This is a genomic window from Gemmatimonas sp., from assembly GCF_044344655.1.
In the GTDB taxonomy this organism is placed as follows: Bacteria; Gemmatimonadota; Gemmatimonadetes; order Gemmatimonadales; family Gemmatimonadaceae; genus Gemmatimonas.
The window spans coordinates 131072-155840 of record NZ_JBIJCN010000001.1 but is presented as its reverse complement, the minus strand read 5'-3'; the positions used below and the strand labels follow the sequence as shown (position 1 = coordinate 155840).

Below are 24769 nucleotides of genomic sequence, written 5' to 3'. Positions count from 1 at the left end.
CTCGGCCCCAGCGTTACCGCCGCACCTCCACCCTGATGCCCGCCAGCGGGATGGGGCGCACCTCGCGGTATCGCGACTCATCGCAGTACTCGAAGGACAGCGGGATCTCGCCACGCACCACACTACGCAACAACGTGGCCTCCGGCTGCGCGGCGATGTCGTTCCCATCGTCCCACCGTGGCTGCTGGCAGCGCCAGTTGGTACCGCTCAGCAGCCACACGGCCGCCGGCTCCGCGTTCTGGGCAAAGAGGATCCAGTAGGTACCCTCACGCTCGGGGGCGACCAACGCGATGGGGACCACTGCGCGTGCGCCGACCACACCGGCCAGCAGGGAGCGCACGGTCGTCGTGTCGGCGCTGGGTACACCCCAGCTGGTGGTTTGCGCCAGCACGTAGAGCAGTGATCGCCCCCGGGTGGTGTAGCGCAGTCGCACGTTGCCGGTGATCGAGTCACCCGGCTGTACCTGTACCGTGCCCACAGCGCTGCGTACCAGCTTGCCGTTGAGTAGGAAATCCATCACGCGCAGTTCCTCGCGCGACGGCGGAGTCGGGAGGATGAGCGGTCTCAGTCCGGGGAGCTGCACGCGCATGGTCCCGCTTACTCCCAGCAGCGGCGGATAGAGGGAATCGAACTCCGCCACACCATCGCGCAATACCGCCGTCGTCCGGCCCCATAGCTTGCTGCCGCTGTCGGTCACGATGCGCAGGGTATCGCCGTCCCGCGCACGAGAGATCCGCCCCAGTCGGTTGTGCACCTCCACGCGCGGCGGTACCTCGAACGGTACCTCAGCATCAATCATGGCCGCCGGGTTCATCTCGCCCGAGAGCACCAGCCGCGCGGGAGTGGTGAGGTACCATATCGTGACCGCCAGCGTCGCCACGACGGAGGCCATTGCCACGACCGTGGGCTGACGCCACCAGGCGCGTCGCCAGCGGAGCTGGCGACGCAGCGCCTGCTCGAACTCCACATGCTGCTGCGAGCCGCGCAAGGCCAGAACAAACTCCTCGACCGATGGCGCCGCCGTGCCCTGCGCCGCGTACCACCGCACGGCCCCTTTCAGGGCCGCCTCCGGGTCGCGTCCCTCGAGCAGCAGGCGCACGGCACGGCGAACGTCCGGTAACGCGCGCGCGCCGATGAGCAGCGCGGCCCCGAGGCGCTGCGCGCTCTGCTGCGGTTGACCGAGCGGAGTCGTGGCTCGGATATCGTCGGCGATGAGTGCGTGCGCAATCGACCACCGGCGGCGGGTGTCGCGCGCTGCAAGTCCGTCACGTTCGAGGTTGCCCAGCGTGATGGTGGCGCGGCCGGAGGTATCATCGAGAAGCCCCAGCAACAGCGACTCGTCCATCGGCGCATCGAGCGCCGCCAGCAGTGACAGCACTTCGCGCTCGGCATCACTTATGTCGCCGAGACGGACCTGCGGCGATCGTGCCTCGTGACAGAGGTCGTCCAGCGCCTGTTCGCTCACCACCACCCATGTCCGATCGACGATGCGCAGGATGTCACGGCTTACGGCGGTACGCAGGAGCTGCAGCACCTCAAACGGCGAACCGTGCGCTGCCGGATGAATGAACTCCACCAGCGCACGCGACGACGCATCGCCGGCCACTTCGGCGATCGAAACGATGAGTGCCTGCACCTCACTCTGGTCGAGCGGACGCAGCACGATTTCCGCCCCGCCGCACCCAAGCTCGGGGACGTCATGACGTGAGGCTCCCACGAGCAGCACCGACGCCGCGGTCACGCGCCGAAGGGCAAAGTCGATGGTCTTGATCGACGCGGCATCGGCCCAGTGCATGTCGTCGAGCAGAATGAGCAGCGGATCTTCTTCCGACACCGCGCCGATCAAATCAGCCAGCGCCCGCAGGCGGCGGAGCAGGAGATCCGTGCCGGCGGGTGCGTGCTCCGCCGCCACAGCGAACGCTTCAGCAATGCGCGGCACGAGGACGGCCAACACCGCAGCCGAGGAGGGCGCCATGCCAGCCGCACCAGGTAGGCCTACCAACTGCGATACGAGTTCCGCCAGGACGGCGTACGCATCATCGCGCTCACGCTGCTGCGCCGCGACGAGCACCACCTGTACACGGCGCTGTTTCACCCGCGTCGTGAGTTCCCGCAGGAGACGCGACTTGCCCATCCCCGGTGCCCCGATCACCAGACATCGCTGCGGCACGCCTCCGGTGGCGGCCGCCCACGCCGCGAGCAGCGCGGTGAACTCCGCGATGCGCCCCTGGAATTCGGGCACGGCAGGAACGCCGCCCGTATCACGCCCCTGCTCAGTTTCAGATGCATGGCGGGCCAGCGCGCCGACGAGGCGTCCGAGATGTCGTTCGAGCGACGGATCGAGGGCGACGCCCTCGTCGGCACGCGTGGCGCGGAGCGAGGCGATCTCCAGCAGCATCTGCCCGCCTTCACCAGCGAGCGAGAGGACGTCGAATCGGCGCCGCCACATCTCGTCGTCGTCCGGAGCGACCTCCACAAGCCGTGCGGTCAGCGGCAGTGCCTGCCCGGTGTTCCCCTGTTGGATCAGGTCGCGCAGCTGCTGCACGGCAGCGGCGAGAAAGGCACCGAGCAGGCGCCGGCGCTCAGTGTCGGCCCACCGCTCGAATTCGGCGGCGCCCGGCGACGCGAAGCTCGGCACGAACTCCCCCGCATATGCCTGAACCGCCGCGGCGTACTGCTTGGCTTCAATGGCCAGCACGAAGGTATCCACATCGGTGACGATGTGAGCACCGGCCTCGAGCCATTCGCCGTCGGAGACGACCCCCGATGCCCCGAGGGCGTTACGCACGGCGAACAGCGCTTGGCGCAGCGACGCGCGCCGCGGCGCCTCGGCGGAGTCTCCCCACAACAGCTCGGCCACCACGCTGCGCGACGCGCGCCGGTTGCGGGAGCAGACCAGGTACGCGAGCAACGCAAGCGGCTTGCCCGGGGGGAGCACAATCGTTCCGTCGCTCCGGGTGAGCCCGAAGGCGCCAAGCAATGTGAGGGTGACAGCCGTTTCGGGGGCTGTCGAGAGTGACGGCATATTCATCAATGAGACTATGGTGTCCTCGCCACGTCAAACCGGCGTTAGCTGCACGGTTGGATGTGGCCCAAATACGGCTGGCCTCATTATTTCAGCCCTTCACGGATTTGGGGAGGTGCTCACCCCACGAACTTGGCCACCGCCTCGTCGATCAGCGTGAACACCTTGCCGTCGTCGTCGCCGTTCACCCGCCCGAGCAACTGCTCACGCCATTCGGTGGGAATCCATGCGGTGCCGTGGGCCGCGCCCATGGCACCGCCCACGATGGCGGCGATGGTGTCGTTGTCCCGGGTGTCGTTCACGGCCACGAGCATCGCCTCGCGCGGGTCGTGGCCGCACTGCGCCACGATGTGCATGACGCACGGCACCGTTTCCATCAGATAGGCGCCGCTGTGCCACCGATGGCCCGCCTCACGCACCGACTGCCCGCGTGCCACCGCGGGACGCACTTCGCTGTCGAGCAGCTCCCCCAGACTGCCGCGCCACTGATGCAGCGGCCCGCTGGGCACCCGTGTCTCGTACTCCTGCCCGCCGTCCAGCACTCGGAGCACTTCGGTGTACGTCTCCAGCCACTCGGCTGGCGTCTCGGGGACGTCGCCGTTGAGCAGCCGCCAGAGCAACGCCACCCACGCCACACTGCTGGCAATGGCGAGGGGATCGTTGTGCGTGACCGCGGTGCTGAGGGCGGCATCGGCCCAGAGCCCGGCGCCACCTTCGCGCAGATGGGGGAGCAACGTGGGCGCGATGCGCATCAGCGCGCCGTTGCCGGCGCTCGCCTGGGTGGCTTCCTGCCACGGGACCCCGGTGCGCAGTGTGTCGCAGAACTGCCGCGTGGCCCTGCCGATGCCGAAGATGCGGTCATTGGCAATCCGGAATGCGAGTTCGTCGGGATCGAGTGCGCCATCGGCCAGCAGCTGCTCGATCGCCCGGAAGGTGAGCTGCGTGTCGTCGCTGGGCGTGCCGGCTGGCTGCCCGTTGGCATAGCGGCTTGGCAAGTAGCCGGTGATGCGCCCGTACTGCGCTTCGCGCTCGTGGGGTAGCATGCTTTCGGTGCGATTGCCGAGGGCATCACCGATGGCCACGCCGAGCAGCATGCCGCGTACACGATCCGCGAGGCCCGCTGGCTCGGCGGGCGGCACGGGAGGGAGGACGGCGAGTCGGGCGTGGTCGAGGCGGACAGGCATGGAAACGCGAGGGAAACGGGAGCGGGGAATGGCGGGGCGTCTTCCGCGGTCGGTGAACGTCGTGAGCGGCCGGCTACTTCGACCCCAAGAGCTCCTCGATGCTTTCGGCGCATGCTTCCAGCACGTTCTCGAGGCCTTCCATGGTGTGATCGCCCATATGGCCGATCCGGAAGGTGCTGGCCTTGAGCTTTCCGTAGCCGCCACCGATCACGTAGCCGCGGGAGGCGACGGCTTTCACGATGGCGTCGGGGTTCACGCCCTCGGGCACGGTCACGGCGGTCACGGTGTGACTGCGGGCGTCGTCGGGGGCGTACACGCCGAACGATGCACCCACGCGCTGCCGTAGTTCGTGGACCCAGCTGTGCGTGTGTTCGGCCATCGCCTGATGACGCTCCCAGCGCCGCTCGATCGTTTCACGGCGAATGTGCGCGCCCTGCCGTGCGGTAGCATACAGCAGGCTCACCGCCGGCGTGTTGGGGGTCTGGTTCTTGTGGATGTACTGCTCGAACTCCACGAGATCGAAGTACAGACCGCGTGCGCTGGCCTGCTTCGCGTTGGCGATGAACCGCTCGCTCGCTACGCCGAACGCGAGCCCCGGCGGCAGGGCGAGCGCCTTCTGCGAGCCGGTGAGCACGAAGTCGAGCTCCCAGGCGTCGGTTTCCACCGGGACGCCGGCGAGGCCGGTCACGCTGTCCACGAGCACGGCGCAGTCGTAGCGATGGGCGAGCTGCGTGAGCGCGTGGATGTCGGTGAGCACGCCGGTGCTGGTCTCGCTGTGCACCACGGTGAGCGCGCTGTAGGCGCGCGTGCGCAGTGCGTGCTCGACCACGTCGAGGGGTACGGGGCGGTTCCAGTCACCACCCACCACCGTGGCGTCGCGCCCACACGACTGCGCGATATTGGCGAAGCGTTCGCTGAACGCGCCGTTGACGAGGCAGAGCACGGGACCGGGGCGCGCGCACCGAATGGCGGCTTCCATGAGCCCCGTGGCGCTCGAGCTGCTCACGTAGACGGGGCGCTGCGTGCGGAAGATCGGCTTGAGCCCCGCTTGCACGTCGGCGAAGAGCGCTTCGAACTGCGCCCCCCGATGAGGCAGCATGGGCTGCGTGAGGCTCTGCAACACGTCGGCCCGCACTTCGGTGGGGCCGGGAAGGAAGAACGTGCCGAACGCCATGGAGGGCCCTGTCCGCTGCGGGTGCGAGGTCGAGTGCGCACCCGCCCGTCATGCCTTTACACGCGCGACGGGTGCGACGCGAATAATAAGTCGTACAGGGCGTCGAAGCTGTTCGCTTCGGCGTCGGCCACCGCGACGACCTTCTCGCGCCGGGCCACCCCGGTGTAGGCGAAGAAGTGGTCCACCACCCCGCGCACGGCGGCGTCGGTGCTGCCATCACCCACCATGGCAATGGGGCGCGGCAGCTGCAGTCGCTGCACGGTGAGCGGCTTCCCCTGCTGCGTGGCCAGCGGCTGGTCGCCGTCGAGGAGGCTGAAGGTGTGGTCGGCGGGATCGAGGACGAGCGAGACCGCGTGCACCCGTTCGGCGCGCACCCCCAGTTCCACGGCCAGCGGGAGGATCGACGCGCGCAGCCCCCCGCTGAGGAGATGCACCTGCACCCCCGCGCCGTGCAGCGCGCCGATGAGGCACTTGGCGCCGGCCTGCAGCGTCTGCTGATACGCGTCGGCCAATGCCACCAACTCCTCGGCCGTCGGGCGGATGCGCGACAGGCGACGGGTGTAGACGGCCTCGATCGGCATTTCCCCCGCCATGGCGCGCGTGGTGAGCTCCTCGCTCTCGCGCGCGATCTCCGGGTCCCGCAGGGTGGCGAGCCAGTCGATGCCTTCGATGTCGGCGAGCGTGCTGTCCACGTCGAAGACGACGGTCTTGAACAGCGGCTTGCCGGCGCGATCACCATCGTCGCGGCGCGTCGTAAGCATGGGGCGTGTTGGTTCGGGAAAGGCCGAGGCGTCGCGCCTGTCCGGTCAATCTGTGGGATGGACCGCGAACGCGCATCAGACTCGATGGTCCAACCCCATGTGGAGACGGTGTTGAAAACTGCCGTTAGAGCACGTTGCCCGGGGCCAGCAACCCATACGGATCGAATTCGTGCTTCAGGGCCCGCATCACCCGCTGCTGTGCCTCGTTCGCCTGGAGCGGCAGCCAGCGCCGCTTGAGTTTTCCGATCCCATGTTCGGCGGCCACCGTGCCGCCCATGGCAATCACCTCGCGCAGCGTGGCATACACCACCTGCTCGATGCGATGCAGCTCGGCGGCATCGCTCGCGATGAAGTTCTGGTGCGGGTGACCGTTGCCGGCGTGGCCATAGGCGATGCCACGCGGTATGCCGGCGTCATCGGCGAACTTCCGCGCGAGGCCAAGGGCTTCGGCGAGCCGTGGATAGGGGACCGCCCAATCGGTGCTCACCTTGCGGCCGCCGAATGGCCGCCGCGCCGCCCCGCGCTCGTTCATCGTGGCGGGCACGGCGTGTCGCATGCGACGCGCGTCGTGCTGCGCGGTGGGGGAGTCGTACACCCGGATGTCTTCAGCGAGCGCCTTGTGCGCTTCGGCGAGGGCGAGCCATGCATCGAGCGGCAGGTCGTCGTCGCCGGCTTCATTGGCGCCGGTCTCCTCCACGTACACCATGGCGGTGGCCGTGGTGGCCCAGCTGCTGCTGCCTTCGGCGATGCGCGCGATATCCATGGCGCCCTGATCGAAGTACTCGAGGCAGCGCGGATGCACGGCCGTGCTGCGACGGGCACTCACCACGAAGGCGAGGGCGTCGGTCTCGTGTTCGAAGGGCACCATGAGCCCCAGCACCTGATGGGGCAGCGGATGCAGCGCGAACTCTGCCTCCACGACCACGCCGAGCGTGCCTTCGCTCCCCACGAACCACTGCACCGGATCGTGCGCGATCGGATAGCCCACGGTATTCTTCTCGAGCTGCGGCCGGCGCAGCTCGAGGGTCTCGCCGCTGGCCAGCAGCACGGTCAGGGCGCGCACGTGCGGCCCGGTGGCCCCGTAGCGCAGCGAACGGGCCCCACTTGCATTGCAGGCGATGGCCCCGCCCACGGTGCTCTCTTCCTCGCTGGTGGGATCGGGCGTGAACAGCAGCCCCGCCGCTTCGGCGGCACGCCGCACGTCGGCCACCACCGCACCGGCCCCCACGCGAATGGTGCGCTCCACGGTGTTCACCGCACCGATGTGCGAAAGGTTGCGCAGCGAGAGCAGGATGCCCGTGTCGGTGATGCTCGCGCCAGTCGTGCTGCTTTGCAGGCCGGCTGGGGTGACGTGCGTACGATTTGCCGTGGCTTCGCGCAACAGCTCCGCTACTGCGTCCACACTCGTGGGGCGCGCGACGGACTCCGGAATCAGTTCGAGACCGGAGGCGTCGTGGCTGTGGGCGAACCGCACATCCTGATCAGTGGATCGCGTGTGGGACATCGTGGTCAGGGAGCCGGTGGCAAGGCGCAGGAGGCAGGCAGCAGGAAACGGCTATTCGTCGCGGAAGTGCACGACGCTGGCGGTCACGACGTCGGGAAGGTCGAGCAGCGCCTTCCGCGTGGCCTCGCTCACGGTGCCGTCCACGCTCACGGCTGCGAGGGCATCGCCTCCCTGTGCCAGGCGCGCCTGATGATACTCGGCGATGTTCACGTGTTGCTCGCCGAGCAGCGTTCCCACGCGACCGATGACCCCGGGCACGTCGTGGTTGGTGAGAATGAGCAGGGTCTGACGCGGATTCACGTCGATATGGAACGAGCCGATCTGCGTGAGACGCGGGGTGCTGCCTTCGGGGGCCACTCCGGTCACGGCGAGTTGCTGCATGCCGCCCGCGAGGGCCACTTCGACGGTGCGCGCACCGAGCTCGTTCGACTCGCCCACGCTGAGTTCGAGGCCGCGGGCCTCTGCGAGCGAGCGAGCGTTGATGAGATTCAGGCGATCCGTTTCGATCACTCCTTCGAGCACGCCCGCGGCGACCGCTGCGAGCAGCGCGCCCGTCCCGTGTGCGAGATCGGGGCTCACGCGCAGCGCCACGCGCCGCACGGCGCGCATCCCCTGGTCGGCGAGCACGGCGCGGGCCACGGCGGCGGCACGTCGTGTCACGAGCATGGCGGGCTGCAGATCGCCCCACTCACCGGCGCCGCCGGCCACATTGATGCTCTTGGAGAGATCGTTGCGGAGCAGGGCGTCGCGCACGGCGAGGCACACGTCGCGGGACACGTTCCGCTGCGCCTCTACGGTGTTGGCACCGAGGTGCGGCGTGAGCAGCAGGTTGGGCGCCTGGCGGAGCGGCGAGTCGGCGGCGAGCGGTTCGGCGGCAAACACGTCGAGCACTGCCCCGCGCAGCTGATCGGCCTCGAGGGCGGCGAACAGCGCCACTTCGTCGACGATGCCCCCGCGTGCGAGGTTCACCACGACGGAGCGGTTGGGGAGGCGCGTGAGCTCACGCTTGCCGATCATGCCCTTGGTCTCGTCGGTGAGCGGCACATGCAGCGTGAGGATGTTGGTCTCAGCGAGCAGGGCATCGAGCGATGCCGCGCGCCGTACGCGCAGGGCGGCGAACCGTTCGTCGGCGATGTAGGGATCGTACGCCACCACGCTCATGCCGAAGGCATGGGCGCGGGCGGCGACTTCACTGCCGATGCGGCCGAGCCCCACGATGCCGAGCGTCTTGCCCTTGAGTTCACGCCCCATGAAGGACGCGCGATCCCAGCGACCGTTGGTCATGACGTCGGCGGCGCGCGGGATCTGCCGGAGCAGGCCGATCACGGTGCCGTAGAAGAGTTCCGCGACGGCCACGGTGTTGCCGGCGGGTGCATTGATGACGGCCACGCCAAGCGATGTGGCGACATCGAGGGCGATGTTGTCGATCCCGACGCCCGCGCGGCCGACGACTTTGAGTTTCGTGGCTGCCTTGAGCAGTTCCGCGGAAATGCGCGTGGCGCTGCGTCCCACGATGGCGTCGTAGTCACCGATGCGCGCCAGGAGCTCGTCCTTGGGCAGCGTGGGAACCTCGTCGACCTGCAGCTGCGGTTCGGCAGCGAGGAGGGCGAGCCCCTCCTGATCGACATCATCGGTGACGAGAACGCGGAACATGGGCGAGATCAGTAAGGGGGCAGGCCACGATGACAAGCGAACGGCGGAAGCGGGTGACACCGGGACCGCGAACCACGGGAGCGAATGCAACGGGAGCCGCGAATGCGCGACCTTGCTGTCGCGATTCAACGGCTCCCGTCGTCCGGCTTCGGTGGGATCCGCTCCCGCGGATCTCCGCTGCTGCCGTTCGCAGTTGGCGTCATTCGCCGTTGGGGTTACACCCCGAGCTGTCTACGGAGAACGTCTCGCAGCCCCACAAGGGTCCCGTCTTCTGCTGCCGGGGAATCGTCGCGTACGTGCAGCTCGATGCCGTCGGCAATGCTGATGCGGCGCCACGCGGCGACGGGATTGGCGTGCTGCTGCACCGGGTCGAGCTGGAGGGCGAGGGCCGGGGCGAGGGACGCGGCCACGCGGCGCTCGAGGGCGTCGCCGGTGGTCTCCTTCATCTCCACCTTGATGGCGTCGAGCGTCTGGCCTTCGCGCTGGCGAATCTTGATGGCGAGCAGCTGCAGCAGGTGCCGGTACCCGTAGGTGGCGGCGGTGCCGGCGCCTTCGGGACGGTCGAGCAGTCCGTTGGCCACGTAGAAGCGCACGGCTCGCGCCGACGGCGTGGCCCGCGCGGAGGCATTGGTGGGCTTGACCCCCGCGGAATCGACAAGCGACGCGGCATGCGCTGCGAGGCCGCGGGCGTTCCACGGGGCATGGCGCGCGTGAACGCGGAGGAGATGAACTGGAGACTCGGCCATGGCCGGGAATATACCGTGATTGCGGCGGGGGTGCGGTTGGCGCGACGCGCGCGCCGTCAGACCACGTGCGCCTTCGTCGTCTCCACGAATGCCTGCCGCGCGCGCCGGACCGACGCGCGGTCGCTGCATGACTCGGTATGGGCCGTTCCATGCCGGTCCTGAACGCACGAATCGCGCTGATCTGTGCCGACTCGCCTGGCCGCCCGTGTGACACTCCCCAGTATCACCCACCACCCACCGGAACGACCAGACGATTGTGTCGGCACGATCGCGCGATCGTGCCCGCCCCCGAAGGGACGGTCCTGCTCTGATTGTGCATGGTTCGCGACCGCGAACCACCGCTGTTTGGAACTCAGTCCCTCGCCATCGCGAAGGCCGTCTTCACGTCCACCGTCGCCGCATACTGGGCGATCGTGGCGAGATCCACGGGCTTTTCGAGGAAGTGCAGTGCCCCCAGCCGAAACGAGGCCTGACGATTGGAGTCGTCGGGATAGGCCGTGAGCACGAGGACCATGGCGTCAGGGGACAGCATGCCGGACAGGGCCATGACCTGCAGCCCGCCATCACGCTTCCCGCCCAGCCGAAGGTCCGTCACGATCAGGTCGAATCGCTGCGTGCGCAGCTTGTCGAGCGCTTCTGGAAGAAGCTCCGCCGCCGTGACCGAGTTCCCTTCCACTTCGAACAGCTCGACGAGGATGTCGCGAATACTCTGCTCATCTTCGACGACCAACACCGACTTGGTTACAGCATCCGTTTTCATGCCTGCTACAAGAGCGAGGATCGGGCCACAAATGGCACGCGTCTGCTAAGTCGTTGTTGAGATGATGGTTTGGCGTTCAGCGCGTCACAAACCTGGTGGTTTGGAGATGGCCGAAATCCGGACACCTTGGCGTATGTGACCGAAATCCGGACGCGCGGATCTGTCGATCTGGCGACGGGTTCGTGCCAATCCAACGCCGCGGCCTTCTCCTTTGGGAGCCAAACGCCGGCGTTTTATCGCTCTGCGACCGCGGCGGCGGCCTCGAGGCCGTACTTTTTCAGCTTCTCGAGCAGCGTGGAGCGCGCGATTCCCAACGATCTGGCCGCCGCTGACCGATTTCCGTCCACTGCGGCCAGCGCTACGCGGATCGCTTCCCGTTCGGCTTCGTCCAGCGTACGGACCTGAGATGCCGGCCGGCTGGTCGGCACGACGGACGGGTCGCCGGGAAGGCCGAGGTGCACCACGTCGATCGGGGTGGTGCGGGCCAGGATGGCGGCGCGCCAGAGGGTGTTCTTGAGTTCGCGGATGTTTCCCGGCCAGCGATAGGCACGCAGGGCATCCTGAGCGGCCCGGGTCAGTGCTGCCCCCTTCGGCAGGAAGCGCTGGGCGAGTGGCAGGATTTCGTCGGGGTGGGCGCGGAGTGGCGGCAGGGTCAGGGTGAGCACCTGGAGCCGGTAATAGAGGTCGGCGCGGAAGCGGCGATCGGCCACCGCGTCGGCGAGCGGCTGATGCGTGGCCCCGATCACCCGCGCGTTGCTCCGCAGGGTGGTCGTTCCCCCCAGTCGCCGGAAGCTGCGTTCCTCGAGCACCTTCAGGAGGCGCGGCTGCACCTCCTGTCCGAGTTCGGCGATTTCGTCGAGGAAGACCGTGCCGTCCGCCGCGACCTCCAGCAGGCCGCGCTTGGCCTGACGGGCGTCGGTGAACGCGCCCCGCTCGTGACCGAAGAGCTCACTCTCGAAAAAGGTCGTGGAGAGCGACGCGCAGTTGATCTCCACGAACGGCAATTGGTTCCGGGGCGACCGATCGTGAATCTGCCGCGCCACGAACCCCTTGCCGGTCCCGGTTTCTCCTTGCAGCAGGACGGGGGCGTCGGCGTTGTTGGCGGCCAGCACGATCAGTTCCTCGAGCGTGGGCGCGAGCGACGCCGCGACCGGCTCATCGGCCCGCGCGTGGGCGCGAAGCACCTGCACCTCTTGCCGGAGCCGTCCGCGCTGGGCCGCGCGGGCCACGGCCGCCTCGAGGGCCTCGAGGTCCACCGGCTTCTCCAGCAGGTCGGCTGCTCCGTGCTGCATCGCCTGGACCGCCGTGGTCACGTCGGCGAAACCGGTCAGCACGATCACCGCCAGCTCCGGATCGTCGGCGAGCAGCGCGTCGAGCGCGACGATCCCGCTGGCATCCGGGAGGCGCAGATCCAGCAGCACCACGTCCGGCGCGTGTTCGGCCGCCAGCTGCCGCCCCTGCGATGCCGTTGCGGCCCCACGGGCGGTGTGTCCGAAGGTCTCGAAGAACTCGACGAGGGTCGCGCGGACCGTGTCGTCGTCGTCGATGATCAGGATGGAGCGCATTACGTGGCCGCCGTGGCAGGCAACGTGAGCGTGAGCGTGGTACCCTGCTCCGGTTGGCTGTCGATCGAGATGGTGCCGTGGTGCTCGTCCATGATGCGTTGGCAGAGCGCCAAGCCGATGCCGGTGCCGCCTGCTTTGGTGCTGTAGAAGAACTCGAAGACGTGCGGCAGCACCTCGGGCGGAATGGCCGGACCGCCATTGGTCAGGCGGCAGCGCCACCCGCCGAGCGGCGACAGCTGGCTGACCAGCTGCAGCTCCGACCCTTCCGGCGCCGCATCACAGGCGTTGACCAGGATGTTGCGGAACACCTGGCCGAGCTGCTCCGCGTCCAACAGGCAGCGCACGGGTTGGTTCGGGCGCGACCGACGCACCGTGATGCGGTGGGTGTCGAGCCGCGCGCGTTCCCCTTCCAGGATGTCGTCCCACACCGTTTCCGGGTCGGCCGGCTGGAGATGCACGGCGTTGGGGCGTCCGAATTCGAGGAGCGACGTGACCATCTTGTTGAGGCGCTCCACCTCGCGGAGGATTCGCCCCACGTTTTTCTCCACCACCGGATCTTCGCGGGCGCGAAAGCGGAGCAATTGGGCCGCGGAGGAGATGCCGAAGAGCGGGTTGCGAAGTTCGTGGGCCACGCCTGCGGCCACCTCGCCGATCGCCTCGAGTCGGCGCTTGGATTCCACGCGCCGCACCAGCCAGGCGCGCTCGATGGCCACGGCGGTCTGGGCGGCGATGACGGCGAGCACCCGCTCCGTCTCCTCGATCGCCGACTCCGACTCGAGCGGCTCGGCATACAGCGTGAGCGCGCCCAAGACCCCTTCGGCGCTCACCAGCGGCGCGGTGATTTCGAGGCCGTTGGGGGTGGACTCGTGCACCACGTTGCCGGTGGCCAGCGCATCGAGCCAATCCCGGGTGAGGCGAAGCTCGATCTCCTCGGGGCTGTAGGCGGCGTACCCCTGCCGGTGGGCGATGATGAACTTCCCCGACTCGTCGTCGGCGAGGGCAATCACGAAGCCAGTGGACGGGATGGCGCGTTTGAGCTGCAAGGCCACCTCTTCGTACACCCGGTCGAGCGCGATCGCTTCGGCGAGCGCGATGCCCGTGTTGATCAGCGCCTCGCGCGAGCGGTGGCTGGGCGTGATGTCGACAGTGGCGAAGACAAACCCCGTGACCTCGTCGTTCTCCTCGAGCGCGGTGACCTGCATGAGGAAGACGCGCTCCTCATCGGGGGAGCTGCAGGGGAATTCCCAGCGCACGATGGGCGTGAGGCGCTCGCGGAGCAGCAGCATCGCACGCTCGATCTGCTCGCGCGAGGCGTCGTCGGCGACGCTGGAAAACACCGAGCACCCGATCACGGCCGATTCCGGCGCGATCCCGGGTGCTCCGTTGTCTTCGGCAAAGCGCGACCACGCGTTGTTGGTCGCGGTGATGCGCCCTTCGAGATCGACCGACCAGATCGTGAACGGGAGCGCGTCGAGCAACCGCCGCGCGAACGGCGGCTGCCCGGTGGTGATGGTCACCATGAGGTGATCATGCGTGCGCTCACCGGCGCTTGGCGCCCCTCTTGGCGGCCTTCACGGCCTTCTTGGGCGCGGCCTTCTTCGGAGCGGCCTTCTTCGGAGCGGCCTTCTTGGGTGCCGCCTTCTTCGGGGCCGCCTTCTTGGGCGCGGCCTTCTTCGGGGCCGCCTTCTTGGGCGCGGCCTTCTTCGGGGCCGCCTTCTTGGGGGCCGCCTTCTTCGGGGCGGCCTTCTTGGGCGCGGCCTTCTTGGGCGCCGCCTTCTTCGGGGCCGCCTTCTTCGGGGCGGCCTTCTTTGGGGCGGCCTTCTTCGGGGCCGCCTTAGCCGGAGCCTTGGCCGGCGCCTTGGCCGGCGCCTTGGCCGGCGCCTTGGCTGGAGCCTTGGCCGGCGCCTTGGCCGGCGCCTTGGCCGGAGCCTTGGCCGGAGCCTTGGCCGGAGCCTTGGCTGGAGCTTCCGCGACGGGGGCCTTGACCACCGGCGCCGGTGCCGGGGCGTCGATCTTCGGTTCCGCCTTCACCTCCGCCTTCGGTTCCGCCTTCGGGGCCTTGGGCTTGGGGGCAGGCTTCGGGGCGCCCGGGTTCTTGGGCGGCCGGCCGGGACCACGACGGACCATCGGACGGCCGAAGAGATCGTCCTCGTCGTCCTCGTCATCGATTATCCCGTCGTCCTCGAAGCTGTCGATGTCGTCCTCGTCCTCGTCCTCGTCGTCATCGTCCTCGGCGCTGTCCCAGAGGGAGTCACCGTCTTCCGACGGCAGGCCGTAGCCATCGTCGTCATCATCGTCGTAGGACGAGCGTCCGTAGCCCCCCAGATCATCCAGATCATCGTCGATCAGACGGAGCTTCTCCAACTCGTCGCCACGCGGCATGACGCCTCCTCTTGCACACTTGAAGGATCGGTGAGCGCGCACGGAATGTGCGCGGATTTCACTTGCTCCTAGTACTAAGACGGAGGCGTGGAGTCAAGGGCTCCGAGCGGGGCGGCCTGTCAGCCGATCCGCGGAATGCCCTCGACCGCGCCCGCCGTCACCACCACCCTGAGCGCCTCGTAAACGCGCGGCTCCAGCAGCGCGCCCGCCTGCGCCTGCAGGAAGTCCAACGTGGCCACCGCGCTCATGGGGTCGCGGTAGGCGCGCTTGCTGGTGAGGGCGTCGAATGCGTCGGCGGCGGTGAGCACACGCCCGCCGATCGTGATGTCGAAGGCGGCGCGGCCAAAGGGATAGCCGCTGCCGTCCCAGTGCTCGTGATGATCCCGGATGAAATGCAGCGACTCGCCGAGGTGGCTGAGGGGGTGCAGGATCTCGAGGCCGATCCTCACGTGGTCCTTCACGTGGGCGAATTCCTCGGCGGTGAGCGGGCCGTTCTTGTTCAGGACCGACTCGCGGATGCCGATCTTGCCCACGTCGTGCAGGCGGCCGGCGGTGTGCACCTGCTCCACCACGTGGTCGGGCAGGTCGAGCTCCACGGCGATCGCGGCGCCAAGTTCCGCCACGCGCACGGAGTGGCCGCGCAGGTAGACGTCCTTCGCTTCCATCGCGTTGATCAGCGTTTCCGCCACACTGACCGTGAGTTCGCGCAGGGCGCCCTTTTCGCGTTCGAGCTGCAGCGTACGCAGCGACACCTCCTCGCGGATCAGGTGATCCACCGCGCGCCGCTCCATCGTGCGCATGCGCCGAGCGAGGGCGCGCTCCACGGCGGCCTCCAGGTCGGGCAGCTCCACCGGCTTGGTCAGGTAGTCGAATGCCCCCTTCGTGAGCGCCTCGGTGGCGCTGGTGGCGTCGTTCACCGCGGTGAGCATGATGATGCCCAGGTCCTGGTCGACCGCCAGCGCGTGCGGTACCACCTCGAGGCCGGTCATGCCCGGCATCCGCAGGTCACACAGCATCAGGGCACAGCGCTGGCGCTTGAGCGCGCTGATCGCGGCCGCCCCTGAATCCGCCATCTCGACCTCGAACCCGCGGGTCCGCAGGAAACGGCTCAGCGCGAGGCGGATGCTGGTCTCGTCGTCCACGACGAGAATGCGACGTAGCGCGTCGTCCACGGTGGCCGCCACAGCGGCCTCGATGGCGCCAACGGGATCAATGGCCGGGATCGTGGACATGACAGGCTGACGGGCTAAGGCGAGGCGTGCCCTGCAGGTGACGCGGACAGCGCTGGCAGACGGATGGTCACCGTGGTACCCACGCCGGCCTCTGATGCTACGCCGATCGTGCCGCCGTGTGCCAGAATGATGCCGTGACTCACACTCATGCCGAGCCCCGTTCCCGCGCCCGCCGGTTTGGTGCTGAAGAACGGCTCGAAGATGTGCCGTTGCACCTCCGGTGACATGCCGTGGCCAGTGTCATGGGCCATGATACACACGGAATCGCCATCCAGCCGTGTTTGCAGCCTGAGCACGCGTTCATGGCGATCCTGCATGGCGTACTCAGCGTTGCTCATCACGTTGAGCAGCACCTGCTGCAGCTTCTGCGGATTGCCGTTCACGGCGGGGGCTCGCGCATCAAGATCGAGCTGCACGTGCACATTGGCGACGCGCAGCGGGTACGCGCGGAGGCGAACGGTCTGCTCCAGCACCGCATTCACGCTCACGGGTCCGGTTTCGCGCTCGCTCGTGCGGGCAAAGTGCAGCAGGTCCCTGATCACCTGCGTGGCCCGGTCGCTCTCCTGCTTGATGAGCTGAACCGATTCGCGCTGCGTCGCACTGAGCTCTTCTTCGAGCAGCAGTTGTGCGAACGCCGAAATTCCGGTGAGGGGATTGTTGATGTCGTGCGCCACCCCGCCCACGAGTTCACCGAGGGCGACCATTTTCTCGATGGTGGGTAGCTGCTCCGCGATCGTCCCGCTCGCGGCCACGGGGGCAATGATGGTGTCGCGCTGCTGCCGTTGCTGCCGTTGCTGCCGTTGCTGGTCCTGTCGCGAGACGAGTTGCGCCCTTGCGACGGCGGTGCCGGCATGGCGGGCGATGATCGTGAGCAGGTCGAGATCCTGCGCATCGAACGGCGCCGCTGGTGCCGACAGCAGCCGAATCACCCCAGTGCTGTGTTGGCCGAAGCGCACGGCGGCACACAACTCGGTGGTGCCGCGCGGCACACCGATGCCGTCGTAGCGATGCGATGCCAGACGCGACACGCCGGTTGCGGCGGTGAGACGCGCGAGCGAGAGATCGGCGAGCGGCAAGCGCGCACTGCTGACCCGGTGCCCCTGGACCAGATGCACGGCGCACTGCCACTCGTTGTCGCCGGTGACGAAAATGTCGCAGGCGGCACTGGGCACCACACGCTGCACCGCTTCCGCGATGGCGGAGAAGACACCGGTCTCACTGGCAGGCTGCGCGAGCAGCTCCTGCGCGTGGGCGAGGAGGGTGAGGCGCTCAGCACAGTGATCAGCACATCGATCAGCACAGGGCTCGGCAGAGCGCTCGGCACCGCGTGCGCTGTCGATCCGGCCTGCAGTTCGGCCGAGGGGAGGCAGGGGCTCGGACACCCCTCAAGCTTACTGCTTCGCGTCGCTCACGGCGCGATCGATTTCGGCTCGGTGCATCTGGTAGTCCGGCAGGTTCGTCGCGAGCTGTGGCTCGAGCGCCTTGAGCAGTCGCTGGTCGAAGCCCTTGGCGGCGCTCAGCTCGTTGGTCATGCGGGCTGCGCGCGCGGCGAGAAGCAGGCCCAGCAAGTTATCGGGGGTCTGCTGCAGGATCGTGTCGGCTTGCGCTCTAGCGACCGCGGCATTGTTGGTGACTTCAGCGATGCGGCCGAAGTGGTAGCGCTCGTCGGCGGTGGGGCCGTCGAGCATCTCGTGCGAGGCGAGGGCCATCGGGGCGAAGAAGGCGACCGAGTCGACCTTGCCCGCTTCGACGTACTCCATGATGCGCGTGTAGAGCCGGTTGGCGCGCTCGCTGGGGGAAAGATTGGCGATGTTGGGGGCGGGTCCGCCCGCTCCCCCGGCGAATGGCGCGCCGCTCTGATCGGCGGCAGCGGCCTGTCCGTCGAGCGCCTGGGTGGGGAGCGAGTTCGCCGAGCCGTCGAGTGCCGATCCCTTGGCCCCGCCGAAGTTCTTGCCGGCCACCATGGCGACGAGGGCAAGCAGGGCGACGAAGGCCACGCCCCAGGGGAGCACGGCCGCCGCGCCGCCAGCGGGGGCGGTGCCACGGGTTAAGGGGAGCCCCTGTCCCACGGGGGTGCCGCAACGGTGACAGAAGCGGGCGCTGCCGGAGAGGGCCGCGCCACAGGCGGCGCAGAACCCGGCGCCGGCGGAGCTGTTCGGAGAAGTCATGAGCACGGAAAGTTAGTACTATTGGGCATGGCCACGCCAAGCCGTTCCCTCGTTCCGGGCAACCTGTCCGGTGCCACTGCCGCCGACATCCTCGAGCTCGCGGAAGCCCAGCAGGTCCGGTTCCTGCGCCTGCAGTTCACCGACATTCTGGGCGTCATCAAGAACGTCGAGATCCCGAGTTCGCAATTCAGGAAGGCGCTACACGGCGACCTCATGTTCGATGGGTCCAGCATCGCCGGCTTCGTGCGGGTGGAGGAATCGGACATGCTGCTCGCGCCCGACCTCGCGACCTTCCAGATCTTTCCGTGGGGGGATCCGGCGGCGCGGGTGGGGCGCCTGATCTGTGACATCACCATGCCCGATGGTACGCCGTTCAGCGGGGATCCGCGCGGGGCGCTCAAGCGGCAGGTGGCCACGGCGGCGGCGCAGGGATTCGTGATGAACGCGGGGATGGAGGCGGAGTTCTTCCTCTTCAAGCCCACGGCCGATGGCCGCCCCGCCACGCACACGCATGATGTGGGGGGGTATTTCGATCTCGCGCCGATGGATCTGGGCGAGGACGCGCGGCGCGCGATCGTGGATGCGCTGGAGCAGATGGGGTTCGAGGTGGAAGCCTCGCATCACGAGGTGGCACACGGCCAGCACGAGATCGATTTCCGCTACGCCGACGCCCTGCGCACCGCCGACAACATCGCGACCTTCCGGTTCGTGGTGAAGCAGGTGGCGCGGCAGTTCGGGCTGATCGCGAGCTTCATGCCCAAGCCGGTGTTCGGGCAGAATGGCAGCGGCATGCATACGCACCAGAGTCTCTTCCGCAATCACCAGAACGCGTTCTGGGACCCCTCGCGCGAGTGGTCGCTGAGCCTGACGGCGTTGCACTACATCGGCGGGCTGCTCCGGCATGCGCGCGCGATGACGGCGGTGACGAACCCGCTCGTGAACAGCTACAAGCGCCTGGTGCCCGGTTTCGAGGCGCCGGTCAACGTCGCGTGGAGTATGCGGAACCGGTCGCCGATGATTCGCGTGCCGGAGCGGCGCGGCGCGGGTACGCGGCTCGAACTGCGTACGCCCGATCCGGCCGCCAACCCCTACCTCGCACTGACCGTGATGCTGGCCGCCGGTCTCGATGGGGTGTCCACGCAGGCCGATTGGCGAGAGCCCGTGAACACGAACATCTGGGAACTGTCGTTTCGCGAGCGTCGCCGCCTGCGCATCGATGACCTGCCCACGTCTCTGGCGGAGGCGTGTGATGAACTCGAGAAGGATGATGTGATCTGCGGTGCGCTCGGTGATCACATCACGCAGCAGTTCCTCGCCGCCAAGCGTGCGGAGTGGAGCGAGTACAACCAGCGTGTGACGGAGTGGGAGCTCGATCGCTATCTCGCGCGGTATTGAGCCCGGCTCGGTCGTTCCCTCAGTTGCGCATTTCCCGCTCTTTTTGATCTCGGAGTGACGATGGACCGTCGTGGTTTCCTGCAGCAGAGCGCCGGGGTGGTGGCGGGAGTGGCCGTGTCGAGCGTCATCCCCGCCGGGATCGCATCGGCGGCGTCGATGAACGGGGGGCTGCCCGTCGCGCCCGACGCGGTGCTCAATCAGAAGTACCCGTTCACGCTGCCGCCACTGCCGTATGCGACCAACGCGGTGGAACCGGCGGTTGATGCGCAGACCATGGGGATTCATCACGACCGTCATCACGCGGCGTACGTGACGAATCTCAATAAGGCGCTCGAAACGCAGGCCACGCTGCACCAGTACACGCTCGGTGAGCTGCTCATGGGGCTGCGTCGCTGGCCCGCCGCGGTGCAGACGGCCATCCGCAACAACGGCGGAGGCCACGCCAACCACGCGCTGTTCTGGAACCTGCTGGCCCCGGGTGCCGCCTCGGCGGCCGCGCCCACGGGGAAGCTGGCCGACATGATCACGCGCGACTTCGGCTCGCTCGCCGCGCTCAATGCCGCGCTCAAGACGGCGGCGGTGGGGCAGTTCGGTAGCGGCTGGTCGTGGCTCGTGAAGACAGCCACCAGTCGTCTTGCCGTGCGCGGTCTCCCCAATCAGGATTCGCCGCTGCTCGAGGGGGAGTTGCCGATCGTGGGGATCGACGTGTGGGAGCACGCGTACTACCTCAAGTACCAGAACCGGCGCGCCGACTACGTGGACGCGATGCTCACGCGCATCAACTGGGACGTGGCCGGCGCCCAGGTGGAGTGAGCCGCCAGCCGCGGCCCCGTTCTCCTCACCGGTTCACGCACCACCCCGATGTCTCGCATCGTCATCACCACGTGGGGCTCGCACGGCGACCTCAATCCGTACCTGGCGCTGGGCGCGGGACTGCGTGCGCGCGGCCACGACGTGGTGCTGTGCATGCCAGAGTTCTACGCAGGGATCATCCGCGCGGCGGGGCTGGGCTTCGCGCCGGCGGCCCCCGATGCCGACCCGGATCTCGATCGTGATCTGGTGGTCCAGTGTATGCACCCGCGGCGCGGTGCCGAAACGATCTTTCGCGAGGTGCTCATTCCGGCGCTCCCCGATGCGCACGCGCGACTCATGGCCGCCGTGCAGGGCGCCGATCTGCTGGTGAGCCATCCGGCGGCGCTCGCGGCACCGATCGTGGCGGAGCAGACGGGGATCCGGTGGATCTCCACGGTCTTGGCGCCGCTCAACTTCATGTCGGCCTACGATCCGATCCTTCCGCCGATGACGCCGTGGCTTCGTCATCTGCCCTGGGCGTGGCACGTGCGATTGGCCGACTGGGTGGCGGCCGGCGGGCGGCAGGTGGCCTCGCGCTGGATGGAGCCGGTGCAGGCCTTCCGCGCCTCCCTGGGGTTGGGGCGCAGCGACAACCCCATGTTCGACGGGCAGCACGCGCCCGCCGGCGTGCTGGCGCTGTATTCCAGGGTGTTCGGGGGGCCGTATCCCGACTATCCGCCCAATGTGACCATCACCGGGCAACTGCCGTACGATGCGCACTACGGGCAGGTGCTCGACCCGGCGGTTGCGGCCTTTCTCCGCGAGGGGCCCGCACCGATCGTATTCACGCTTGGCTCGGCAGCGGTCCAGCTCGACGGGACCTTCTGGGACGAGAGCGCGGCAGCGGTCTCGCGGCTCGGCGCGCGCGCGATTCTGTTGGCGGGAAAGGCCACCGAACGGCTGACGGGTGTGCTGCCGCCCACGGTGCTGGCGGTGGACGGGGCACCGCACACGCTGCTCTTTCCGCACGCCGCCGCTGTGGTGCATGCCTGCGGGATCGGCACGACCGGCACGGCATTACGCGCCGGGCGACCGATGCTAGCCGTGCCGCACGCCAACGATCAGCCCGACAACGCGTGGCGACTCACGCGCCTGGGGCTCGCGCGGACGGTCTACCCCGGGGCCTACAAGGCGGCGCGTGTGGCGCGCGAGCTCGAGCAGTTGCTGGCCGATCCGCGCTACGCCGCCCGTGCGGGCGAGGTTGCCGCGCAGGTGGCGCAGGATCCCGGTCTGCCGCTGGCCTGCGATGTGATCGAGGCCGCCTTGCTGACACCGGGGTGAGGGTGCCTCAACCGCGTACCGGCGGGTCACGCCATCCGACCGGCGGCGCGGCATATCTTTGCCGACATGTCCTGGCTCGATCGATGGATCCGAACGGCGCGTCCCACGCCGCTGCAGCTGCACGGCATCCCCGTGGAGCTGCGCAGCAGCCGAGCTGACATCGACTCGTCTGCCGTGCTGCAGCGCCTCGACGAAGCGCTGACGCTGGCGATGACGTATCAGCCGCATCGGTTTCGTCATCTGGTCCGCGACATCCGCGGGATCCGGGTCGAGCGCTTTCCTACGCGGGGCGCCTTCCTGCCGGCGGAGCGGGTGATCCTCACCGAGCTCACCTTCCTCGCGCGCCGCGATATCTCGGCCGCACCGGTGGCGTCGAGTATCCTGCACGAGGGGGTGCATGCGCGCGTGCACGCCTTTCGTGAGCGGGTGCGGCAGGGCGCGCCGGACGGCGACCGCGACATGGCGCGTGAGGAGCGCCTGTGCCGGCGTGCGGAGCTGGCCTTCGGCGAGGCGCTGCCGCCCGATCTCGGGGCGCCGGTGATCGCGCGTGCCCTGGCATCGCTGGCGCTGCCCGACCGGGATGTGGCGCCGGTGGTGGACTGGGCGCTGGCGCGGGCACGACAGGACGAGGTGGACCGGCGGTGAAGCGCCCGTCGCCGGCCGGCCCCTCGTCAGAGGTTGGCGAGCGCGACGATCCGCTGCAGAGTGACCTGGTCCTCGGTCTTGGTCGACAGCGTCATCCATGCGCGAAGCCGACCATCGGCGCCGTAGACCGCGGCAATAAGCGGGGCCCGGTCTCCGCGGATGGGGCGACCAATGACCCCCTCCCAATCGAGCGCGACCGCCGCACTGGAGTCGCGCGGAAACATGCCACGGATCAACCCACGCAGGAGTCGCGGGGCACCGGCGAGATCGGCCACGGGAATGACGCTGGGTCCGCTGGGGGTGAGCGCCGCGCGGATGCGCTGGGTCCACCGTTCGGCCGCTTCGGCTCCCGTGCGGCCGGCCACGATGATCACCGAGGCGCGGCGGACGAGCGCCGAATCGGTGACCAACCGGTTGAACTGATCGAGCAGGCGATAGGCGGGGAGTCGTTCGGGCACGGTCGGTCCGCGCGTGCCCTGTGCGGCAAGCACTGAGGGGACGAGGAGGGTGAGCACCCCGAGCGTCCGGCAGAATTGTCCGCGTCCCTGTTGCATCACGCCCCCTCGTGTGGTGATCGGCCCTGCCTCGACCGGTGCCACAGTCATACGCCGAAGGGCAGATGAAGGTGCCAGCACGTCGCCGGACTCGACCGCTTCAGTGCCCCGCGGGGCCCGCCGTGGTGTTGAGGTTGTAGCGCATGATGCCGGCATGCGGACCGGCCGGATCCCGTTCGAGCGTGTACACATCACCCCGCGGTCCGGGCGCGTCCGCGAGGTGGGCATCGATCGCCCGCCGGTCCTCGGGCGTCAGCGTGATGCGTATCGCGTCGAGGGTGGCAGGCAGGTGGTGGGCGTGGCGGGCGCCAACGATGACGGAGGAGACCGCCGGTTCGTCGAGCACGGCACGCAGGGCAATCGCGCCAATCGTGGCGCCGTGGGCGCGGGCAATGCCGGCGAGTGTGTGCAGCAGTGACTGGAATGCCGCCCAGCCGCCGAATTCGTCGATGATCAGCTTGTACTTGACCAGCGATCGGTTCTCGAGCGGTGTCTGTGGTTCGGGGGCGCCGAGCCATCGCTCGTGGAAGAAGCCACCGGCGAGGGCCCCGTAGGTGAGCAGGCCGATCCCGTGCTGGGCACAGAGCGAGGCCATGCTCCCCAGCGGGCGACGGTCGAGAAGCGACAGTTGGACCTGATGCGTGAGCACCGGGACACCGGCCTGCACGATCGCGGCCACGCGGGGGGTGTCGAAGTTGGTGAGCCCCACATGGCGGATCTTGCCGGCGCGCGCGAGATCACCGAGGTGCACTGCCGCCTCCAGCCACCCGGGTACGGTGTAGTCCCACCAATGGAACTGCACGAGGTCCAGCTGCTCCACCCCGAGTCGCTGCAGCGAACGATCCACGAGCCTTTCGATATCGGCGCGGGAGAGGCTGGGGAGCGCACTCCGGTCGGGGACACACTTGGTGTGCACGCGCACCGTCGGTGCGGTGCCGTCGGGGGGCGTGCTGTGCCGCCATTCGCGGAGAAAGTCCCCGATCAGGGCTTCCACGCCCGTGTAGATGTCGGCGCAGTCGAAGGCGGTGATGCCCGCCCGCGCGAAGGCCATCATGTCGGCGATGGCGGCATCGTGCTCGATCTCCCCGTGGCCGCCGGCCAGCTGCCAACCTCCCTTGATAAGTCGCGGCACGTCATAGCCCGGGGCCAAGACCCGCCGAGGCACCGTGGGCATCGCGGTCGGGGGCGTCACGTGGTCTCGACCGGTTCGGGGGGCAGCGGCACGAGTGTCACGTCGGCGTGGCGGAACGTGGTGGTGCCGATGCGGGTAATCCGGAAACGCCCCCCGCAGAACGGATCGGGGCAGGCAATCTCGGCGTCGGTGGTCATCCAGTCGTTGGGGTGCGTGGGGCGCTGCTTGGCTGGCAGCAGGGGCAGCAGCGCCGCCAGCGGGTACAGCGGAAACGTCTGCCCCGGGGGGAACTCGAGGTTTTCCCCGCGCAGGGTGAACCCGCTGCCGGCAGGGTGATTGCACACCATGGGCCGGTCGGTGGCAATCGTCTCGACCCGCAGGTCGAAGAGGGTGAACAGGTCGTCGCGGGGGGGCGTGGTCATGTGCAGCAACGTGTAGGTTACGGGCGTTATGGTCCAGCCCTTCGTGCGCCCCACTTCCTTCGTGCCATGACGCGGCTGGTCAGCGGGCTCTTCTTGGCGATTGCCATGGTTACCGTATGGTGGCTGTTTCGGGGGGTTCCCGAGCCGGTCACGACCGCCATGGACGACGCCCTCTGGGCGCCCTGCCCCCCGCGCTATGGCCTGGCCCAGACGCCGGGCGACAGCCAGCTGGCGGACGGGTACATCCTCAAGCCCCGCTCCCGCTTCTCGAAAGCCATCACCTGCGGCAGTGAGCGCCGTCGCCGTGAGGCGGCCGCGGCGCGAAACCGCTAGC

The 24769-nt window shown here is 68.5% G+C and carries 22 protein-coding genes; 5 read left to right on the top strand and 17 right to left on the bottom strand.

The annotated features are described in order from the left end of the window. Positions 1–13: 13 nt before the first annotated feature. The 14 genes from ACIQ51_RS00780 to ACIQ51_RS00715 form a co-directional block, all read right to left on the bottom strand. Positions 14–3031 (bottom strand): ATP-binding protein, encoded by a 3018-nt coding sequence (locus ACIQ51_RS00780; RefSeq protein ID WP_396203087.1) that lies wholly within the window; start codon positions 3029–3031, stop codon positions 14–16. 113 nt (positions 3032–3144) lie between these two features. Next, positions 3145–4209 carry an ADP-ribosylglycohydrolase family protein gene (locus ACIQ51_RS00775; RefSeq protein ID WP_396203086.1) on the bottom strand — a complete coding sequence of 355 codons (1065 nt, stop codon included), beginning with the start codon at positions 4207–4209 and terminating at the stop codon, positions 3145–3147. A 73-nt stretch (positions 4210–4282) separates the two neighbouring features. Then, positions 4283–5383 (bottom strand): pyridoxal-phosphate-dependent aminotransferase family protein, encoded by a 1101-nt coding sequence (locus tag ACIQ51_RS00770; RefSeq protein WP_396203085.1) that lies wholly within the window; start codon positions 5381–5383, stop codon positions 4283–4285. A 56-nt stretch (positions 5384–5439) separates the two neighbouring features. Further along, positions 5440–6144 (bottom strand): HAD family hydrolase, encoded by a 705-nt coding sequence (locus tag ACIQ51_RS00765; protein WP_396203084.1) that lies wholly within the window; start codon positions 6142–6144, stop codon positions 5440–5442. Positions 6145–6268: 124 nt separating this feature from the next. Beyond that, positions 6269–7648 (bottom strand): FAD-binding oxidoreductase, encoded by a 1380-nt coding sequence (locus ACIQ51_RS00760; RefSeq protein ID WP_396203083.1) that lies wholly within the window; start codon positions 7646–7648, stop codon positions 6269–6271. A 51-nt stretch (positions 7649–7699) separates the two neighbouring features. Next, positions 7700–9301 carry a phosphoglycerate dehydrogenase gene (gene serA / locus ACIQ51_RS00755; protein WP_396203082.1) on the bottom strand — a complete coding sequence of 534 codons (1602 nt, stop codon included), beginning with the start codon at positions 9299–9301 and terminating at the stop codon, positions 7700–7702. A 215-nt stretch (positions 9302–9516) separates the two neighbouring features. Continuing rightward, entirely contained in the window at positions 9517–10047 is a 531-nt protein-coding gene (locus ACIQ51_RS00750) for a MerR family transcriptional regulator (protein ID WP_396203081.1), read from the bottom strand. Positions 10048–10399: 352 nt separating this feature from the next. Then, positions 10400–10807 (bottom strand): response regulator, encoded by a 408-nt coding sequence (locus tag ACIQ51_RS00745; protein WP_396203080.1) that lies wholly within the window; start codon positions 10805–10807, stop codon positions 10400–10402. A 233-nt stretch (positions 10808–11040) separates the two neighbouring features. Continuing rightward, positions 11041–12372, bottom strand: a complete 1332-nt coding sequence (locus ACIQ51_RS00740; RefSeq protein WP_396203079.1) for a sigma-54-dependent transcriptional regulator — start codon at positions 12370–12372, stop codon at positions 11041–11043. After that, positions 12372–13892, bottom strand: coding sequence for an ATP-binding protein (locus tag ACIQ51_RS00735; protein ID WP_396203078.1), 1521 nt, complete (start codon positions 13890–13892; stop codon positions 12372–12374). The genes ACIQ51_RS00740 and ACIQ51_RS00735 overlap by 1 nt, the downstream gene beginning before the upstream one ends. A gap of 19 nt (positions 13893–13911) precedes the next feature. Next, complete coding sequence (locus tag ACIQ51_RS00730; protein ID WP_396203077.1) at positions 13912–14754, bottom strand: hypothetical protein; 843 nt, start codon at positions 14752–14754, stop codon at positions 13912–13914. Positions 14755–14873: 119 nt separating this feature from the next. After that, positions 14874–15986, bottom strand: coding sequence for an HD domain-containing phosphohydrolase (locus tag ACIQ51_RS00725; protein WP_396203076.1), 1113 nt, complete (start codon positions 15984–15986; stop codon positions 14874–14876). A 14-nt stretch (positions 15987–16000) separates the two neighbouring features. Next, positions 16001–17368: an ATP-binding protein gene (locus ACIQ51_RS00720; protein ID WP_396203075.1), complete on the bottom strand. Its 1368-nt coding sequence runs from the start codon at positions 17366–17368 to the stop codon at positions 16001–16003. 9 nt (positions 17369–17377) lie between these two features. Then, positions 17378–18154, bottom strand: coding sequence for a zinc-ribbon domain-containing protein (locus tag ACIQ51_RS00715; protein ID WP_396203074.1), 777 nt, complete (start codon positions 18152–18154; stop codon positions 17378–17380). 27 nt (positions 18155–18181) lie between these two features. Here ACIQ51_RS00715 and glnA point away from each other — a divergent pair, with 27 nt between their 5' ends. The 4 genes from glnA (at position 18182) to ACIQ51_RS00695 (ending at position 22327) form a co-directional block, all read left to right on the top strand. After that, on the top strand, positions 18182–19549 hold the full coding sequence (glnA, locus tag ACIQ51_RS00710; RefSeq protein WP_396203073.1) for a type I glutamate--ammonia ligase: 1368 nt from the start codon (positions 18182–18184) through the stop codon (positions 19547–19549). Between the two features lie 156 nt (positions 19550–19705). Next, positions 19706–20362, top strand: a complete 657-nt coding sequence (locus tag ACIQ51_RS00705) for a superoxide dismutase (protein ID WP_396203146.1) — start codon at positions 19706–19708, stop codon at positions 20360–20362. 48 nt (positions 20363–20410) lie between these two features. After that, a complete protein-coding gene (locus ACIQ51_RS00700) occupies positions 20411–21682 on the top strand; it encodes a glycosyltransferase (RefSeq protein WP_396203072.1) in 1272 nt (423 codons plus the stop codon). Between the two features lie 66 nt (positions 21683–21748). Continuing rightward, positions 21749–22327 carry a hypothetical protein gene (locus ACIQ51_RS00695; RefSeq protein ID WP_396203071.1) on the top strand — a complete coding sequence of 193 codons (579 nt, stop codon included), beginning with the start codon at positions 21749–21751 and terminating at the stop codon, positions 22325–22327. Between the two features lie 26 nt (positions 22328–22353). Here ACIQ51_RS00695 and ACIQ51_RS00690 read toward each other — a convergent pair whose 3' ends face one another. Genes ACIQ51_RS00690 through ACIQ51_RS00680 form a run of 3 tightly spaced genes read right to left on the bottom strand, consistent with a single transcriptional unit; the run spans position 22354 to position 24435 of the window. Beyond that, on the bottom strand, positions 22354–22932 hold the full coding sequence (locus ACIQ51_RS00690) for a hypothetical protein (protein WP_396203070.1): 579 nt from the start codon (positions 22930–22932) through the stop codon (positions 22354–22356). 49 nt (positions 22933–22981) lie between these two features. Then, positions 22982–24073 (bottom strand): aldo/keto reductase, encoded by a 1092-nt coding sequence (locus ACIQ51_RS00685; RefSeq protein WP_396203069.1) that lies wholly within the window; start codon positions 24071–24073, stop codon positions 22982–22984. Continuing rightward, positions 24070–24435, bottom strand: coding sequence for a TIGR04076 family protein (locus ACIQ51_RS00680; protein WP_396203068.1), 366 nt, complete (start codon positions 24433–24435; stop codon positions 24070–24072). The genes ACIQ51_RS00685 and ACIQ51_RS00680 overlap by 4 nt, the downstream gene beginning before the upstream one ends. A 66-nt stretch (positions 24436–24501) precedes the next feature. On the opposite strand from ACIQ51_RS00680, the gene ACIQ51_RS00675 reads away from it, so the two are divergent. After that, entirely contained in the window at positions 24502–24768 is a 267-nt protein-coding gene (locus ACIQ51_RS00675; protein ID WP_396203067.1) for a hypothetical protein, read from the top strand. Position 24769: the final 1 nt, after the last annotated feature.

What these genes read in the sequence shown, in the direction of transcription:
- ACIQ51_RS00760 (WP_396203083.1), bottom strand. Translation starts at nt 7,648, where the DNA reads ATGTCCCACACGCGATCCACTGATCAGGATGTGCGGTTCGCCCACAGC.
- serA (WP_396203082.1), bottom strand. Translation starts at nt 9,301, where the DNA reads ATGTTCCGCGTTCTCGTCACCGATGATGTCGATCAGGAGGGGCTCGCC.
- ACIQ51_RS00740 (WP_396203079.1), bottom strand. Translation starts at nt 12,372, where the DNA reads ATGCGCTCCATCCTGATCATCGACGACGACGACACGGTCCGCGCGACC.
- ACIQ51_RS00690 (WP_396203070.1), bottom strand. Translation starts at nt 22,932, where the DNA reads ATGACTGTGGCACCGGTCGAGGCAGGGCCGATCACCACACGAGGGGGC.
- ACIQ51_RS00680 (WP_396203068.1), bottom strand. Translation starts at nt 24,435, where the DNA reads ATGACCACGCCCCCCCGCGACGACCTGTTCACCCTCTTCGACCTGCGG.
- ACIQ51_RS00700 (WP_396203072.1), top strand. Translation starts at nt 20,411, where the DNA reads ATGTCTCGCATCGTCATCACCACGTGGGGCTCGCACGGCGACCTCAAT.
- ACIQ51_RS00775 (WP_396203086.1), bottom strand. Translation starts at nt 4,209, where the DNA reads ATGCCTGTCCGCCTCGACCACGCCCGACTCGCCGTCCTCCCTCCCGTG.
- glnA (WP_396203073.1), top strand. Translation starts at nt 18,182, where the DNA reads ATGGCCACGCCAAGCCGTTCCCTCGTTCCGGGCAACCTGTCCGGTGCC.
- ACIQ51_RS00695 (WP_396203071.1), top strand. Translation starts at nt 21,749, where the DNA reads ATGTCCTGGCTCGATCGATGGATCCGAACGGCGCGTCCCACGCCGCTG.
- ACIQ51_RS00730 (WP_396203077.1), bottom strand. Translation starts at nt 14,754, where the DNA reads ATGCCGCGTGGCGACGAGTTGGAGAAGCTCCGTCTGATCGACGATGAT.
- ACIQ51_RS00715 (WP_396203074.1), bottom strand. Translation starts at nt 18,154, where the DNA reads ATGACTTCTCCGAACAGCTCCGCCGGCGCCGGGTTCTGCGCCGCCTGT.
- ACIQ51_RS00750 (WP_396203081.1), bottom strand. Translation starts at nt 10,047, where the DNA reads ATGGCCGAGTCTCCAGTTCATCTCCTCCGCGTTCACGCGCGCCATGCC.
- ACIQ51_RS00770 (WP_396203085.1), bottom strand. Translation starts at nt 5,383, where the DNA reads ATGGCGTTCGGCACGTTCTTCCTTCCCGGCCCCACCGAAGTGCGGGCC.
- ACIQ51_RS00745 (WP_396203080.1), bottom strand. Translation starts at nt 10,807, where the DNA reads ATGAAAACGGATGCTGTAACCAAGTCGGTGTTGGTCGTCGAAGATGAG.
- ACIQ51_RS00765 (WP_396203084.1), bottom strand. Translation starts at nt 6,144, where the DNA reads ATGCTTACGACGCGCCGCGACGATGGTGATCGCGCCGGCAAGCCGCTG.
- ACIQ51_RS00675 (WP_396203067.1), top strand. Translation starts at nt 24,502, where the DNA reads ATGACGCGGCTGGTCAGCGGGCTCTTCTTGGCGATTGCCATGGTTACC.
- ACIQ51_RS00705 (WP_396203146.1), top strand. Translation starts at nt 19,706, where the DNA reads ATGAACGGGGGGCTGCCCGTCGCGCCCGACGCGGTGCTCAATCAGAAG.
- ACIQ51_RS00780 (WP_396203087.1), bottom strand. Translation starts at nt 3,031, where the DNA reads ATGAATATGCCGTCACTCTCGACAGCCCCCGAAACGGCTGTCACCCTC.
- ACIQ51_RS00725 (WP_396203076.1), bottom strand. Translation starts at nt 15,986, where the DNA reads ATGTCCACGATCCCGGCCATTGATCCCGTTGGCGCCATCGAGGCCGCT.
- ACIQ51_RS00735 (WP_396203078.1), bottom strand. Translation starts at nt 13,892, where the DNA reads ATGGTGACCATCACCACCGGGCAGCCGCCGTTCGCGCGGCGGTTGCTC.